Raw genomic sequence first — 14,918 nt, forward strand, 5'->3', positions numbered from 1 at the left:
GCGGCTACGACAGCTGACCGTCGTAGTCCGGCAGCTTGTACGTCTTCTCGGCGTGGCCGCCCGAGAGGTCGGTGGGGCTGTTGCCGATGTTGGCGATGATCGTGTAGCCCTTGTTCTCGATGTCGACGCGCTGGGCGGTCTTGTAGGCGGCGACGTTCTTGAAGAGGTCGAAGAAGTTGCGGACGTAGAGACCGGAGACGTCGTAGCCCTCGTGCTCGAGGTTGTACTCGGTGGGGGCGTAGATGATGCCGGGGCGGGCGGTCACGAAGAAGAGGTCGACGCCGTGGGCCTGGGCGTACTCGGCGACCTCCAGGACCGGCTGGTTGGCCGGCTGCGGGTAGCTGAAGCCGAAGTCCGTCTCCAGGGTGGTGTTGTCGATGTCGAAGACGATCGCCTGCTTCTCGCCTGGCTTGGTGGCGGCGATGCGCTGCTTCAGGTACGGCAGCGCCTGGTCCATCACCGCCTGGCAGTCCCGCTGCCAGGTCGTGTAGTCGACGTCCTCGGCCGCGGCGGCGGTGACGGAGGTGCTCGTGGTCGTCGCGGCCTGGGCGCCGGCGGGGACGGCCATCGCGGTGACGGCGACGGTGGCGACGGCGGTCATGCCGATACGGCGTGTCCAGGTGCCTCTGCTCATGGGGGTGGGGGTCCTCTCACGTCACACGTGCGCTGCCGGTTGTCGGGGGCATGCTCGTCGGCGGGGGTAGCGCGAGGGGAACCAAGTGGTTACTTGACGGTAACTCCGCACGAGATGCGGGTCACACCGCCGGTGGTCGCTCGGTGACAAGCCGCACAGGCGATTTGCCCGGTACTAGAGGGAATAGTGGAAACCCTCGGTTGGGCAAAAAGGACTATTGGTGCAGAGGGCTGGGAGAGTTCTGGCCTCATGGGTGGATTTGAGCCTGATGGTTGCTCTGTCAATAACCGTGAAGTTTTGCGGTGAAGTACTAGTTTCGGTCGTAGATCGGGGGTTTGGGAGTCTCTGGGGGGTGGGGGTACCAAGGGGTGTCCCATCCGGCGACTGCCTGTGCGCCGGGTGGATTTCTGTCCCCGTCCCCGTGAGGTTCTGATGTTCAAGCGCGTCTCCGCCAGCTCTTCCCGTACGTCTCTGCTCCGCACCCGTGGGGCCGTCATGGCTGCCGCCGTCGGTGCCTCGGTCGTGCTGGGGGCCGGAGTCGCGACCGCCGCGCAGGGCACGGTCGCCAAGGCCGCGCCCACCGCCGCCGCGAAGAAGGCCACGTCCTGGGTCAAGCCGGTCGCGAAGTACACCAAGTCCGCGAGCTTCGCGGCGAACGGCGCCATGTGGCAGTCCACCCATAGCGGCCAGGACTTCGCGGTGCCCAGCGGCACCGTCGTCAAGGCCGCGCACGGCGGCACGGTCGTCAAGGCCGGCGGCAACGGCGCCGGTGACGGCCCCGCCTACGGCAACGCCGTCGTCATCAAGCACGGCAACGGGACGTACTCCCAGTACGCCCACCTGTCGAAGATCAACGTCAAGACCGGCCAGATCGTGAAGACCGGCCAGCGGATAGCCCTGTCCGGCAACACCGGCAACTCCAGTGGCCCGCACCTGCACTTCGAGGTCCGTACGACCGCGAACTACGGCTCCGCCATCGACCCGGTGGCCTTCCTGCGCGGCAAGGGCCTGGCGATCTGAGCAGGTCCGAGCAGGTCTAAGCCCTGCGGGTGCCCGTGTGCGCCTGTGTCACCAGATCGATCGCGACCTCGAGGACGGCCTTGCGTTTGTCCTCGGGGTCGCCTTCGAGGTCCCGCAGGACGAACATCCCCGCGTGCATCGTGAACAGGGCGCTGATGCAGCGGACCTGGTCGACCAGGTCGGCGTCCGGGTCGATGATGATGTCGCGCATGCTCATCATGCGGTTCTTGAACATCTCGCCGATGCTCAGGTCCCGTACGGTCGCCTGGTTCTCCTGCATGAACTGGAACAGCGGCGCCGCCTCGGACAGGGTCTGGCTGTAGCGCCGTACGATCTCCTGCTTCGTCTCCAGGGTGTGCGGCTGCTGCCTGCCCCACTCGATCAGGTCCTCGATCGGCTTCGTCAGGTCCTCGAAGAGGCTGACGATGATCTCTTCCTTGGTCTTGAAGTGGTAGTAGAGCGCCGCCTTCGTGACATCGAGACGCTCTGCGATCTCCCGCAGGGAGGTCTTCTCGTAGCCCTGCTCGGCGAAGAGTGCGAGGGCCACATCCTGGATGCGCTGGCGGGTGTCCCCGCGGCGCCGCTGCTTGGTGCCGTCCATGGTGCCGCCCATCCTCGTACTCATCGACTTTCCAGAAAACTTACTTGACGCCCGGCTAGTTGCGCCTCTACCTTCCGAGTGTAGACAACTAGCCGGGCGGCAAGTAAGTAGCGGTGCCGGGGGAGTGGGAATCATGGCGGCGGCAGAGGCAGTCACAGACAAGGCGGGCGGGCAGCCCAGGAGCGTGCGGGTCGTGCTCTTCGCGCTCATGATCGCGATGATGCTCGCGATGCTCGACAACATGATCATCGGCACCGCGATGCCGACGATCGTCGGTGAGCTGGGCGGGCTCGAGCATCTGTCGTGGGTGGTGACGGCGTACACCCTCGCGACCGCGGCCTCCACTCCGCTGTGGGGCAAGCTCGGCGACATGTACGGCCGCAAGGGCATCTTCATGAGCTCGATCGTGCTCTTCCTGATCGGCTCGGCGCTCAGCGGCATGGCCCAGGACATGGGGCAGCTCATCGGGTTCCGGGCCGTGCAGGGACTCGGCGCCGGTGGTCTGATGGTCGGCGTCATGGCGATCATCGGTGACCTCATACCGCCCCGCGAGCGCGGCAAGTACCAGGGCATGATGGCCGGCGTCATGGCGCTCGCGATGATCGGCGGTCCGCTGGTCGGCGGCACCATCACCGACCACTGGGGCTGGCGCTGGGCCTTCTACATCAACCTGCCGCTGGGCATCGTCGCGCTCCTCGCCATCAGCGCCGTCCTGCATCTGCCGAAGAAGCGGGCGCAGACGCAGATCGACTACCTGGGCGCGGGCCTGCTGACAGTCGGCATCACCGCGATCGTGCTGGTCACCACCTGGGGCGGCACGGAGTACGCCTGGACGTCCGCGCGGATCATGGAGCTGATCGGCATCGGCGTCGCCGCGCTCGTCGGGTTCGTGTTCTGGCAGACCAAGGCCGCCGAGCCGGTGCTGCCGCTGCACATCTTCCGCAGCCGGAACTTCACGCTCATGTCGATCATCGGCTTCATCGTCGGCTTCGTGATGTTCGGCGCCACGCTGTTCCTGCCGCTGTACCAGCAGTCCGTGCAGGGCGCGTCCGCGACCAACTCCGGGCTGCTGCTCCTGCCGATGCTCGGCGCGATGCTGGTGACGTCGATGGTCGCGGGGCGGGTGACCACCAACACGGGGCGGTACTACGTCTTCCCGGTCGTCGGCAGTGCGCTGATGGTCGTCGGGCTGTATCTGCTGTCGACGATGGACACGGGGACCTCGCGGCTCACGTCCGGTGTGTTCATGGCCGTCGTCGGGCTCGGCATGGGCTGCCTGATGCAGATCACCATGCTGGTCGCGCAGAACAGTGTGGAGATGAAGGACATGGGCGTCGCGTCCTCGTCCACCACCCTCTTCCGCACCCTCGGCTCCTCCTTCGGCGTCGCGATCATGGGCGCGCTGTTCAACAACCGGGTCCAGGACGTCATGGCCGAGCAGGCCGGCGCGCTGGGCTCCAAGGTGACCGAGCAGTCCGCCCAGCTGGACGCGGCGAGCCTGGCGAAGCTGCCCGAGGCGGCGCGCGAGGCCTACCAGCACGCGGTGTCGGCGGGCACCCACTCGGCGTTCCTGCTGGGAGCCGTGGTGGCCGTGATCGCGCTGGTCGCGGCGGTGTTCGTGAAGGAGGTGCCGCTGAAGGGGGCGGGGCCGAAGGAGGACTCCCCGGGCGGTACGGCGGTGCAGAAGCCGGTGACCGAGACGGTCTGAGCGGGCGATGTGCGAACGGCCTCCGGGGTTGTGGACCCCGGGGGCCGTTGTGTTGTCAGTGCCGCGTGCCACCATCGGGCCATGGACAAGATGCGGCCGTTGCGCCTGGCCAAGGACGCCATGGACCGCGACTGGGCCGAGCCGTCCCTCGACCTGGACGCGGTGGCGGCGCATGCCGGGTACTCGCGCTATCACTTCATACGGGCTTTCAAGGCGGCGTACGGCGAGACGCCCGGCCAGTATCTGACGCACCGCCGGATCGAGCGGGCCGAGGATCTGCTGCGCACCGCGAATCTGACGGTCACGGAGGTCTGCCACCTCGTCGGCTTCAGCAGCCTGGGTACGTTCTCGACTCGGTTCAAGGCGCTGACCGGGCTGACGCCCAGCGAGTACCGGAGGAAACACCTGGGGCGCGGTACCGCCCTCATACCGGGCTGCTACGTCATGCACTGGGCCGGAGGCTTCCGACGCGCCACACCCGGAGCACAGCGCAATTCTGGAGAAGCGGACTGACGGCGGCGTTGCCTACGGTGACATGGCAAGCACGAACGGCTGCCGACAGGAGCGCGCCATGATCAAGGGTCTCAAGATCTCGACCGTCTGGGTCCTCGACCAGGACCGGGCCAAGAAGTTCTACACCGAGAAGCTGGGCCTCGAAGTCCGCACGGACATGACCATGGGCGAGGGCGGCATGCGCTGGCTCACTGTCGGCTCCCCGGAGCAGCCCGACGTCGAACTCACGCTGATGGTGCCGGACGGGCCCGGCATGGACCCCGAGTCCGCCGAGATGATCAGGAAGCTGGTGGCCAAGGGGGCCCTCGGCGCAGGCGTGCTGACCACAGACGACATCCACGGCGACTACAAGAAGCTCAAGGACCGGGGCGTGGAGTTCCTGCAGGAGCCGCAGGAGCGTCCCTACGGCACGGAGGCGCTGTTCCGCGACGACTCCGGGAACTGGTTCTCCTTCACTCAGCCGCGCGAGGGTGGACTCGACCTGGACAAGGACTGGTCCTGCTGAGGCGGAGCCCTACGGCAACATCTGATAGCTGCCCGTGCTCGTCGGCGCATGCTCCGGCAGCCACAGCACGGCCACCGCGCCCTCCGCCGGCACGTGCTCCGGCGCGCCCGCCGGGCGGACGTTGCGGAAGGTGAGCCTGGCGCCCAGGACACGGGCCTGGCCGGCGGCGATGGTCAGACCGAGACCGTGGCCGGCGCCGGAGCGGTCGCTGCGGCCGGTGCGGAAGCGGCTCGGCCCCTCCGAGAGGAGCTCCTGGGGGAAGCCGGGGCCGTGGTCGCGGACCCGGATGACCCGGCCCTCGACGGTGACCTCGATGGGTGGCTTGCCGTGCCGGGCGGCGTTGGCGAGCAGGTTGAACAGCACGCGCTCCAGGCGCCGCGGGTCGGTGGTGACCTCCGACTCATGGACCACACGGACCTCGATGTCCGCGTCCTTCGCCGCCACCCGCCGGCTGACGAACTCGCCCAGCATGATGTCCTGCAGCTCGGCCCGCTCCGAGGCGCCGTCGAGGCGGGCCACCTCCAGGACGTCCTCGACCAGCGTGCGCATGGCCTTCGCCCGGTCCAGGACCAGCTCGGTCGGCCGGCCCGGCGGCAGCAGCTCGGCCGCGGTCAGCAGCCCGGTCACCGGCGTGCGCAGCTCGTGCGCGATATCGGCGGTGACCCGGCGCTCGGCCTCCAGCCGCAGCTGCAAGGCGTCCGTCATGGCGTCCACCGCGCTGGCCAGGTCGTCGGTCTCGTCCCGTACGACACCGCCTATCGCGTCCCGCACCCGGACGTCCGTCTCGCCCTTGGCGACCTGGTTCGCGGCAGCCGCCGCCTTGCGCAGCCGGCGCGACAGCTGGCCGCCGATGAGCACACCGAGGGCGCTGCCGCCGAGGACGACGGTGATGGAGCCGATGACGAGGGCCTGGTCGAGGTCGTTGAGGATGTCGGTGCTGCGGTCGGTGAACCCGGTGTGCAGGGACAGCACCCGCCCGTCCGTGACCGGCACGGCGGCCCAGATGTCCGGCACGCCGCCCTTGTCGTCGGTCACATAGGTGGCCCGGCGGCCCTCCTCGACCTTCAGCCGCAGCTCGGGCGGCAGGTCCGGGTCGTTGATCTCGACGTTCGGGAAGTTCGGCCGTTTGGACAGCTCGTAGTTGCGCTGGGCGATCTGGATCCGCTCGTCGGCCAGCTCACGCGCGTTGTCCAGCATCGAGACCCGGGCCGCGTTGTGCACGACCAGGCTCAGCGCGATCGCCACCAGCGCACCGACGAACGCGATCGCCACGCTCAGCTTCCACCGCACGCCCGTACGGATGCCCGTGCGTGCCCACCGCGCCGGGAGCAGGCGCCCCAAGATCCCCCGCATACCCCTGCTCAGGCCTTCAACTTGTAGCCGAAGCCGCGAACCGTCTCGATCCGGTCCTGGCCGATCTTCGTACGCAGCCGCTGCACATGGACGTCCACCACGCGCGTGTCACCGCCCCAGCCGTAGTCCCACACGCGCTCCAGGAGCTTGTCCCGCGACAGGACCGTGCCCGGCGCCGACGAGAACTCCAGGAGCAGCCGCATCTCCGTGGGCGTCAGCGCCACTGGCTGCCCGCCCTTGCGCACCTCCATGCCCTCGGTGTCGATCTCCAGCTCACCGAAGGTCAGCACGCCGCCGGCCGACAAGGACTCGGGCTCCTCCGGCTGCCCGGCGCCGCCCGCGTGCCCGAAGCGGCGCAGCACCGCCCGGATCCGTGCGACCAGCACGGCACCGTCGAACGGCTTGGTCACATAGTCGTCCGCGCCGGCTTCCAGACCCAGCACGACGTCGATGGAGTCCGCCCGCGCGGACAGCATGATCACCGGCACCGTCGACTCGTCCCGGATACGGCGGCACAGGCTGACGCCGTCCAGGCCCGGGACCATCACGTCGAGCAGCGCGATGTCGGGGCGGTTCGCCCGGAACGCCTCCAGGCCGGCCAGCCCGTCGGGCATCGCGGTGACCGCGAAGCCGTCCCGCTCCAGTGCGAGCTGCGTGGCCTCACGGATGACGTCGTCGTCCTCGACGAACAAGACGTGGGTCTGGTCTGCCATCCCGGTGCTCTCTGTCCTCGTACGAATCTCGTGGTGCGTTCACTGTGCTGACGTAGGAACCGTGCGGACGGTTCATCGTGCAGGGCTTTTCGTCGTGCGGGCGGTTCACTGAGAGGATCGTCCCGGCCCGCCCGATCGGTTCACGCCTCAGCCGGTTTCCGGTGTCTCGGTCGGATCCCCGCCGACGACGCTGCTGTAGTCATTGCGTACGCGGCCCTCCTCGGTGAAGCGCCCCGACGCCAGCCAGCGGTAGGTGATCACCCACTGGGCGGACGGACTCGACACCGGGTCACCCTTCTCGTACACCTGCTTGGTCACCACCAGGTCGCCGCGGTCTATCTCGGCGTAGACCGGCGGTTCCTCGGCCTTGAACACATTCTCGTACCGCCCGTCCTCCTCGCGATACACATACGAGCCGACCCCTACCCCATCTCCGCAGGTCAGCACGTTGACGACGACATCGTTCGCGGGTCCTCCGGTCAGGTCGCCGTACGACACGTCGACCGGGTACTCGTCGCCGATACAGGGCTTCAGCTCGCGTTTGACCCCGGCCGAGACGGTCGGGTCGTCCTGCACCAGCTTGACGGCGTCCAGGCTGTCCGGGGTCGCGGAGGGCGAGGCGGGAGGCGACACGCTCGCGCCCGCGACCGCCTCGGCGTGCGCCGGGCCCTCGTCACGGGCGCCGGTGCCGCCGGTGCCGCAGGCGGACATGAAAAGGGCGAGGGCGGCGAGCACGGCCACCGCCGTGAACGCCGCCTGCATGGTGCCCCGACCCGCGGTGGCCCGTAGGCCCGCTTCGGGATCCGGGTCGGTCAAGCCGCGCACCGCTCCTGCTCCTCACGCTCCAGCGCGCGTGCGTCCAGATCGCGGCGCTCCAGCTCCTCGCGGAGCCGGGCGAGCGCCCGGTGCAGCGTGCTCTTGACCGTTCCGGCCGACATACCGAGGGCGGCGGCCGTCTCCTCCGTGGACATCTGCTCCCAGTGTCGCAGCACCACGACGCTGCGCTGCTTGGGAGCCAGCACCTTCATGATGTCCATCAGCAGGGCACGGTCGGCGTGCTGCTCGGTGGCGTCGTCGACGCAGGCGTCCGGAAGCTGCTCGGTCGGCACCTCCTCCAGCTTGCGCGCCCGCCACCACTCGGTCCGCGTGTTGATCATCACCCGGCGCAGGTAGGCGTCCGCCAGCCGCTTGTCGGCTATGCCCTCCCAGCGGCCGTACGTTCGTACCAGCGCGGTCTGGAGCAGATCCTGCGCGTCGACCGGGTCCGGGACCAGGCGGCGGGCACTGCGCAGCAGCGCGTCCTGCCGGGTACGGACGTACTCCTCGAACTCGAGCACCTCGCCCACTGCGCCCACCTCGCCCTGCTCCATGATCGACCGCCTCCATCCCCGTGCTTCTGTAGCTGTGCCACCCCGTCGGGCACAGAAATGAAGCTACGGAGGCGTTGTCACGGCGCTGTGCGAAGCAGCCTGCGGCTAGCGCTCGGCTGTCCGTCGGTTGTGTAACAGAGGTAGGGCGGACGTAAACGTGCAGGTGGGATGGGGTTGGTATGGGGTGATTTGGGGGTGGGTGAGGCTGAGGTTTCCCTGTGTTGCGTTGTGACTCGGCTGTACGTCAGCTCAGCGGCAGCCGGTACAGACCCCCCGCCAGCGGCTCCACCAACCCGTCCGCGACGAGGCCGTCGAGGGCACGGGCGCGCTGCACCGGCTCGTGCCACACCCGGTCGAGGACGGACTGCGGGACCGGCGCGTGGGCGTCGCGCAGCACGGCGAGAAGCTTGCCGCGCACCTGGCGGTCGGTGCCCGCATACGTCTGCCCGCGGCGCGGCGGCCCTTCGTGCTCGGGCTTGCCCGCGAGCTGCCAGGCGCACTGGGCGGCGATGGGGCAACGGTGGCAGGTCTCGTTCTTCGCTGTGCACACCAGCGCGCCGAGTTCCATGGAGGCGGCGGCCCAGCGGGCGGCGGTCCGCTCGTCCTCGGGCAGCAGCGCGCGGGCGAGCTTGCGCTCGGCGGCGGTGGTGGCGTTCGGCGGGTACTGGACGCCGGTGACCGCGCGGGCGAAGACCCGGCGGACGTTGGTGTCGAGCACGGCATGCCGCTGGCCGTACGCGAAGGAGGCGACGGCGGCGGCCGTGTACTCGCCGATGCCGGGCAGCGCCAGCAGCTGGGCGTGATCCGTCGGTACGTCACCGCCGTGCCGTTCCGTTATGGCGACGGCGGCGCCGTGCAGCCGCAGTGCGCGGCGCGGGTAGCCGAGCCGGCCCCAGGCGCGGACGGCCTCGCCGGGAGCCTCCTTCGCCAGGTCGGCGGGGCGGGGCCAGCGGGCCAGCCACTGCTCGTAAATGGGCAGGACGCGGTTGACCGGGGTCTGCTGGAGCATGAACTCGCTGACCATCACCCCCCATGGCCCGGCTTCCGGCCGCCGCCACGGCAGATCGCGGGCGTGCTCGTCGAACCAGGTGATGACGGGGGAGTGCAGGGGCTCGCCGAGAAGACGGTCGGCGGCGGTGTCGGCGCGGTGCGGGGGCTGGGGCATCGTGGGCGCAGTCATGGCCTTCCGATCCTGCCACGGAGTGCGTCGCTTGGGCTGCTTTGGCCACGGCCGGTCGGTGGGTCGCCGGTGTGACGGCGGTCGTGGCTGTGCGCCGCAACCCCTGCTGTTCGGTGGCGTTGGGCGGAATGATGATCTGGAAAAGTTGCCGCAGGGCGGCGGGTGGGGGCAGCGACGGCGCCGATCTCTCGTACAGTTTGCGCCGTGGGATCTCTGCGCAATCCGGTCGGGCCGCTTCCCTCCTCCATCTACTGGCGACGGAGGGCCGTACTGCTGTCTGTGATCGCCCTGTTGGCCTTGCTGATCACCTGGATCGTCACCATGGGCGGGGGCGGCGGCAAGAACGGCGCCGACGGCGCCAACGGCGACTCAAGTCCCACGCCGTCCACCATCACGCCCGGACCCTCCGGCTCCGGACCCGCGATCAGCCAAGCGCCGGGCGGGCGCGACGAGACGGGGGACGGGGACTCCAACGGGTCCTCCTCCGGGTCGGGTTCGGGCGGCGGGGACACGGGCGGAACCTCCGACGGGGCCAACGGTGACAGTGGGGGCGACGACGGGTCCGCGGGTGGCGGGTCCGAGGGCGGTGCCGGCAGCGGTGGTGGTGTCGGTACGGGGGACACGCTCCCGGCAGGGTCCACGCTGCCCAACTGCGCCACCGGAGCGGTCAAGTTGAGCCTGCGCAGTGTGCACAACGCGTACGGGCCGGGGCAGACGCCGACCCTGGTACTGACCGCGACGAACTCCTCCGCGGCCGACTGCAAGGTCGATCTCGGGCCCAGGGGCACGGTGTTGACGATCACTCAGGCGGGCGAGGACGACGACTTCTGGTCGTCCGAGGACTGCCCGAAGTCTTCCGGGAGCGTGCTGTACCGGGTGCCTGCCGGCAGCAGCATCACGTACACCGTGGAGTGGGACCGGAAGGGGAGTGCTCCGCAGTGCGCGACGCCTTCGGTGGGGGCGGCTGTGGCGGGGACGTATTTGGTGGAGGCTACGGCGCCGGGGTTTGCGAAGGTGCAGACGTCGTTTGTGCTGGAGAAGGACTAGGCGCTCCGCGGGAAGGCGCGATTGGTCGTTTCGCGTCTGCGGGCACGTCGTGGCTGGTCGCGCAGTTCCCCGCGCCCCTTTAGGGCGCCTCTGCGCGCCGCCTAATCAGACGTACCGTTCCAGGATTGACGACTCCGCCAGCCTCGACAGGCCCTCTCGTACGCTTCGTGCCCTTGCCTCGCCGACGCCGTCCACCGTCTGCAAGTCGTCCACGCTCGCGGCGAGGAGTTTCTGCAGGCCGCCGAAGTGTTCCACCAGGCGGTCGATGATGGCGCCGGGAAGGCGCGGCACCTTCGCGAGCAGGCGGAAGCCGCGTGGTGATACCGCGGAGTCGAGGGCTTCGGGGGATCCGGTGTAGCCCAATGCCCGTGCCACCGTGGGGAGTTCGAGGAGTTCGGCGTGGGTGAGGGCGTCCAGTTCGGAGAGGGCTTCCTCGACGGTGCGGGAGCGTTTCGCGGTGGGCTCGGGGACGTAGTCCCGGACGACCAGCTCGCGCTCGGGCTCCACTCCGGCGATCAGCTCGTCGAGCTGGAGGGCCAGGAGCCGTCCGTCGGTGCCCAGTTCGACCACATACTCGGCGATTTCGGTGGCGATGCGACGCACCATCTCCAGGCGCTGGGCGACGGCGGAGACGTCGCGGACCGTCACCAGGTCCTCGATCTCCAGCGCTGACAACGTTCCCGCGACCTCGTCCAGGCGGAGCTTGTACCGCTCCAGGGTCGCCAGCGCCTGGTTCGCGCGGGACAGGATCGCCGCCGAGTCCTCCAGCACGCGGCGCTGGCCGTCGACGTACAGCGCGATCAGCCGCATGGACTGGGAGACGGAGACGACGGGGAAGCCGACCTGCTTGCTGACCCGGTCCGCCGTGCGGTGCCGGGTGCCCGTCTCCTCCGTCGGGATCGTCGCGTCGGGAAGGAACTGCACGCCCGCCCGCAGGATCTTCGACAGGTCGGAGGTGAGCACGATGCCGCCGTCGAGCTTGCACAGCTCGCGCAGCCGCGTGGCCGTGAACTCGACGTCCAGCACGAATCCGCCCGTGCACATCGACTCGACGGTCTTGTCGAAGCCGAGCACGATGAGACCGCCGGTGTTGCCGCGGAGCACCCGCTCAAGGCCGTCGCGCAGGGCCGTGCCGGGTGCCACGGCGCTCAGTGAGGCGCGCATCAGGCCATCGGCACCGGAACTCCCACCGGACTTTCCGGGAGCTGCCGCCCGGTCGTTGGCTGCCACTGCACTCCTCCGGTCGCAGGTACTTCTGGCGCTCCCGTTTCGCACACTCGGTTCGTACGCACGGGCGAGACCAGGGCAAAGTCTACCGGCGGTCTTCCTCGTCCCGTGGGGCGTCTCGGCGACGCGAGCGCGGAAGGACTCTCAGAGCGTCCCCTATGTCGGCCACTTCCAGGACCTTCATACCGGCAGGGATCTTGCCGGGATCGCCCGGCACCAGCGCGTGCGTGAAGCCCAGACGGTGCGCTTCGGAGAGCCTGCGCTGCACGCCCGTGACCCGTCTGACCTCGCCCGCGAGCCCCACTTCGCCGATCGCGACGAGGTTCTTCGGCAGGGGGGTGTCGCTCGCGGCCGACGCCAGGGCGAGGGCGATGGCCAGATCCGCGGCGGGCTCGGAGAGCTTCACTCCGCCGACCGTCGCGGAGTAAATGTCCCGTTTGCCCAACGCGCTGATTCTGCCCCGCTGCTCCAGGACGGCCAGCATCATCGAGACACGGGAGGTCTCCAGGCCGGATGTGGTGCGGCGGGGGGAGGGGATCTGGGAGTCGACGGTCAGCGCCTGGACTTCGGCGACCAGGGGGCGGCGGCCCTCCAGCGTGACGGTCAGGCAGGTGCCGGGCACCGGCTCGGCCCGCCTGGTCAGGAACAGGCCGCTGGGGTCGGTGAGGCCGGTGATGCCCTCGTCGTGCAGTTCGAAGCAGCCGACCTCGTCCGTGGCGCCGTACCGGTTCTTGACGCCTCGTACGAGCCTGAGGCGGGCGTGCCGGTCGCCCTCGAAGCTCAGGACGACATCCACGAGGTGCTCGAGGAGCCGGGGTCCCGCGATCGCGCCGTCCTTGGTGACATGGCCCACAAGGAGCGTGGACATCCCGCGCTCCTTGGAGGCCCGGATCAGCGCGCCGGCCACCTCGCGCACCTGCGCCATGCCGCCGGGAGCGCCGTCGATCTCCGGGGAGGCCACCGTCTGTACGGAGTCGAGGATCAGCAGGGACGGCTTCACCGCGTCCAAGTGGCCGAGCACGGCGGCCAGATCGGTCTCGGCGGCGAGATAGAGGTGGTCGTCCAGGGCCTTGATGCGGTCGGCGCGCAGCCGGACCTGGCTCGCCGACTCCTCGCCCGTGACGTAGAGCGTGCGGTGCTCGTCGCTCGCCGCCTTGGCCGCCACGTCGAGCAGGAGCGTCGACTTGCCGACGCCGGGCTCGCCCGCGAGGAGGACCACTGCGCCGGGGACCAGGCCGCCGCCGAGCACCCGGTCCAGCTCGGGCACGCCGGTGGAGCGGGCGGTGGCCTGGCGGCCGTCGACCTGGCCGATGGGCAGCGCGGAGGTGGTGACACGCCCCGGTGTGGTCGTACGGACCGCGGGCGCGCCGTACTCCTCGATCGTCCCCCAGGCCTGGCACTCGGGGCAGCGACCGAGCCACTTCGCCGTCTGCCAGCCGCACTCCGTGCAGCGGTAGGACGGGCGGTCCTTGGTGGATTTCGTACGGGGAGCCATGCGGAGAACCGTAGCCGGGAGCACTGACAACGCTGCCGCCGGACGTGTGACGCCCGGCACCATCGCCGCCGCGATGGGCGCCTCAGACCATGGAATCCAGCGTTCCTGTCCCCTTATGAGGGATCGTTTCACCCGTATGGATTAAAAGTGCTCAAGGGGCGAGAAGCCGCCAACCCTCGCCGCCTACGGTCCACGGGTGATGAGCAGCAGTTCGGAGACCACGACCCGCACCACCGGCGCACACAAGGCGCACCGGGAGGCGCGTGACCGTGCTGCCGCGCGCACACTGGCGCAGCGGCCGCCCGCGCGCTACGAGCCCTACCTGGACGGCCTGTTCACCTACTGCCTGTCCGTGCTGTGCGACCACGACGCGGCGACCGCCGCCCTCGGTGACGTCCTCGTCCTGGCCGAACGGCGTGGCCGGCACGGCCCGGACGCGGCGGGCGACCGCAGGGCCTGGCTGTACGCGCTGGCCCGCTGGGCGTGCCTGCGCAAGCTGGCCGAGGCCAAGCAGAAACGTCAGGCCACCCACGCCGCGGGACGACATACCGGCGACCGGCGGCGCACCGAGGAGTCCCCCGCGCCGCCCGTCCCCCAGAAGGTCCAGGAGCAGCGCCGGTGCGAACTCGCCCTGCTCGCCTGGCCGGAGGCCGCCGGCACCACCCCGGAACAGCGCGAGGCGCTCGAACTCGCCGTACGCCACCACCTCGCCGCGCACGAGGTCGCCGCCGTCCTCGGCCTGGACCTGGCCACCGCCCGCGAACTGCTCGCCTCCGCCGCCTGCGAGGTGGAACGCACGCGTGCCGCCCTCGCCGTCGTGGAGACCGGCGGCTGCCCGGGCGTCGCCCACCTCACCGGCGACAACCAGCTGGTGCTCAGCGCCGCCGTCCGCCGTGAGCTGGTGCGGCACGTCGACGACTGTCCGCGCTGCCGCCGTACCGCCGAGCGCGCGATCCCCGGCCGTTGGCCCGGCACCAACGCCACCACCGCCGAACTGCCCGTCCTGGAGGCGCCCCGCGCGGAGCTGCACATCGCCATGGCGCACGGCCCGCGCGCGCGGATCGCCGCTCCCCGCTTCGACCGGCGCGGCTTCCCGATGGACCCCAAGGACCGCGCGGCCCGCAGAGACCGGCTACGCGCGCGTGCCCTGACGACCACCGTGGTCGCCACCGTCGTGGCCGCACCCGTGCTCGCCCTGTGGGCGGCCTACCGCGGCACACCGGTGGCCGAGGGACAGGAGGGCAGCTCGGCCACCGCGAGCGAGGCGCACGGCCCCGGCAGCCTGGACGGCGAGACGCCGGACGGCGGCTACGAGCACGCCGGGAACGCCGACATCAGGCCCGGCACGCGCTTCGCGACGGGCGGCAGGCCCGACGTCTCGGTGGAGGTCATCAGCGTCTCCGGCGCCGCCAAGAAGGCCCGCCTCGAGGTGACGGCCGGCCACAGCGGCGACACCACGCTCCTCACCCTCACCGCGACCGGCTCCGCGCCCGTCCGCTGGTCCGCGACCACCGCCGCCCCCTGGCTCTATCTGAGCCAGTACACGGGAACC

General features: G+C 70.0%; 15 protein-coding genes. 6 read left to right on the top strand and 9 right to left on the bottom strand.

The window, feature by feature from the left end; all coding sequences use genetic code 11:
- Positions 1–4 precede the first annotated feature (4 nt).
- Positions 5–634 (bottom strand): HAD family acid phosphatase, encoded by a 630-nt coding sequence (locus ACTWQO_RS35400; protein ID WP_443241469.1) that lies wholly within the window; start codon positions 632–634, stop codon positions 5–7.
- A gap of 432 nt (positions 635–1,066) precedes the next feature.
- On the opposite strand from ACTWQO_RS35400, the gene ACTWQO_RS35405 reads away from it, so the two are divergent.
- Entirely contained in the window at positions 1,067–1,654 is a 588-nt protein-coding gene (locus tag ACTWQO_RS35405) for a M23 family metallopeptidase (protein WP_443241470.1), read from the top strand.
- Positions 1,655–1,670: 16 nt separating this feature from the next.
- Here ACTWQO_RS35405 and ACTWQO_RS35410 read toward each other — a convergent pair whose 3' ends face one another.
- Entirely contained in the window at positions 1,671–2,267 is a 597-nt protein-coding gene (locus ACTWQO_RS35410) for a TetR/AcrR family transcriptional regulator (RefSeq protein ID WP_443241487.1), read from the bottom strand.
- A gap of 121 nt (positions 2,268–2,388) precedes the next feature.
- Here ACTWQO_RS35410 and ACTWQO_RS35415 point away from each other — a divergent pair, with 121 nt between their 5' ends.
- The 3 genes from ACTWQO_RS35415 (at position 2,389) to ACTWQO_RS35425 (ending at position 4,981) form a co-directional block, all read left to right on the top strand.
- The gene (locus ACTWQO_RS35415) at positions 2,389–3,963 is read left to right on the top strand and encodes an MDR family MFS transporter (protein ID WP_443241471.1); all 1,575 of its coding nucleotides are present in this window, start codon (positions 2,389–2,391) and stop codon (positions 3,961–3,963) included.
- Between the two features lie 81 nt (positions 3,964–4,044).
- The gene (locus ACTWQO_RS35420) at positions 4,045–4,476 is read left to right on the top strand and encodes a helix-turn-helix transcriptional regulator (RefSeq protein WP_443241472.1); all 432 of its coding nucleotides are present in this window, start codon (positions 4,045–4,047) and stop codon (positions 4,474–4,476) included.
- Between the two features lie 58 nt (positions 4,477–4,534).
- Positions 4,535–4,981: a VOC family protein gene (locus tag ACTWQO_RS35425; RefSeq protein ID WP_443241473.1), complete on the top strand. Its 447-nt coding sequence runs from the start codon at positions 4,535–4,537 to the stop codon at positions 4,979–4,981.
- A gap of 9 nt (positions 4,982–4,990) precedes the next feature.
- Here the strand turns inward: ACTWQO_RS35425 and cseC are convergent, their stop codons facing one another.
- The 5 genes from cseC to ACTWQO_RS35450 all read right to left on the bottom strand — a co-directional run bounded on the left by cseC (position 4,991) and on the right by ACTWQO_RS35450 (position 9,597).
- Positions 4,991–6,334 (bottom strand): two-component system sensor histidine kinase CseC, encoded by a 1,344-nt coding sequence (cseC, locus tag ACTWQO_RS35430; RefSeq protein WP_443241474.1) that lies wholly within the window; start codon positions 6,332–6,334, stop codon positions 4,991–4,993.
- 8 nt (positions 6,335–6,342) lie between these two features.
- Positions 6,343–7,047 (bottom strand): two-component system response regulator CseB, encoded by a 705-nt coding sequence (gene cseB / locus ACTWQO_RS35435; RefSeq protein ID WP_210577997.1) that lies wholly within the window; start codon positions 7,045–7,047, stop codon positions 6,343–6,345.
- A gap of 147 nt (positions 7,048–7,194) precedes the next feature.
- A complete protein-coding gene (locus ACTWQO_RS35440; RefSeq protein ID WP_443241475.1) occupies positions 7,195–7,872 on the bottom strand; it encodes a hypothetical protein in 678 nt (225 codons plus the stop codon).
- Positions 7,860–8,417 carry a SigE family RNA polymerase sigma factor gene (locus ACTWQO_RS35445; RefSeq protein ID WP_362946597.1) on the bottom strand — a complete coding sequence of 186 codons (558 nt, stop codon included), beginning with the start codon at positions 8,415–8,417 and terminating at the stop codon, positions 7,860–7,862. Before ACTWQO_RS35445 ends, ACTWQO_RS35440 begins: the two co-directional genes overlap by 13 nt.
- A 244-nt stretch (positions 8,418–8,661) precedes the next feature.
- Positions 8,662–9,597 carry an A/G-specific adenine glycosylase gene (locus ACTWQO_RS35450; protein ID WP_443241476.1) on the bottom strand — a complete coding sequence of 312 codons (936 nt, stop codon included), beginning with the start codon at positions 9,595–9,597 and terminating at the stop codon, positions 8,662–8,664.
- 204 nt (positions 9,598–9,801) lie between these two features.
- Here ACTWQO_RS35450 and ACTWQO_RS35455 point away from each other — a divergent pair, with 204 nt between their 5' ends.
- Positions 9,802–10,644, top strand: a complete 843-nt coding sequence (locus ACTWQO_RS35455; protein ID WP_443241477.1) for a hypothetical protein — start codon at positions 9,802–9,804, stop codon at positions 10,642–10,644.
- Positions 10,645–10,749: 105 nt separating this feature from the next.
- On the opposite strand, the gene disA is transcribed toward ACTWQO_RS35455, so the two are convergent.
- Complete coding sequence (gene disA / locus ACTWQO_RS35460; RefSeq protein ID WP_443241478.1) at positions 10,750–11,874, bottom strand: DNA integrity scanning diadenylate cyclase DisA; 1,125 nt, start codon at positions 11,872–11,874, stop codon at positions 10,750–10,752.
- Positions 11,875–11,956: 82 nt separating this feature from the next.
- Entirely contained in the window at positions 11,957–13,366 is a 1,410-nt protein-coding gene (gene radA / locus ACTWQO_RS35465; RefSeq protein WP_443241479.1) for a DNA repair protein RadA, read from the bottom strand.
- 196 nt (positions 13,367–13,562) lie between these two features.
- On the opposite strand from radA, the gene ACTWQO_RS35470 reads away from it, so the two are divergent.
- Positions 13,563–14,918 (top strand): RNA polymerase sigma factor (locus ACTWQO_RS35470; RefSeq protein WP_443241480.1); only part of this gene is annotated, 1,356 nt, incomplete at its 3' end.

The sequence above is a fragment of the Streptomyces sp. 4N124 genome (assembly GCF_052245395.1).
Taxonomy (GTDB): domain Bacteria; phylum Actinomycetota; class Actinomycetes; order Streptomycetales; family Streptomycetaceae; genus Streptomyces.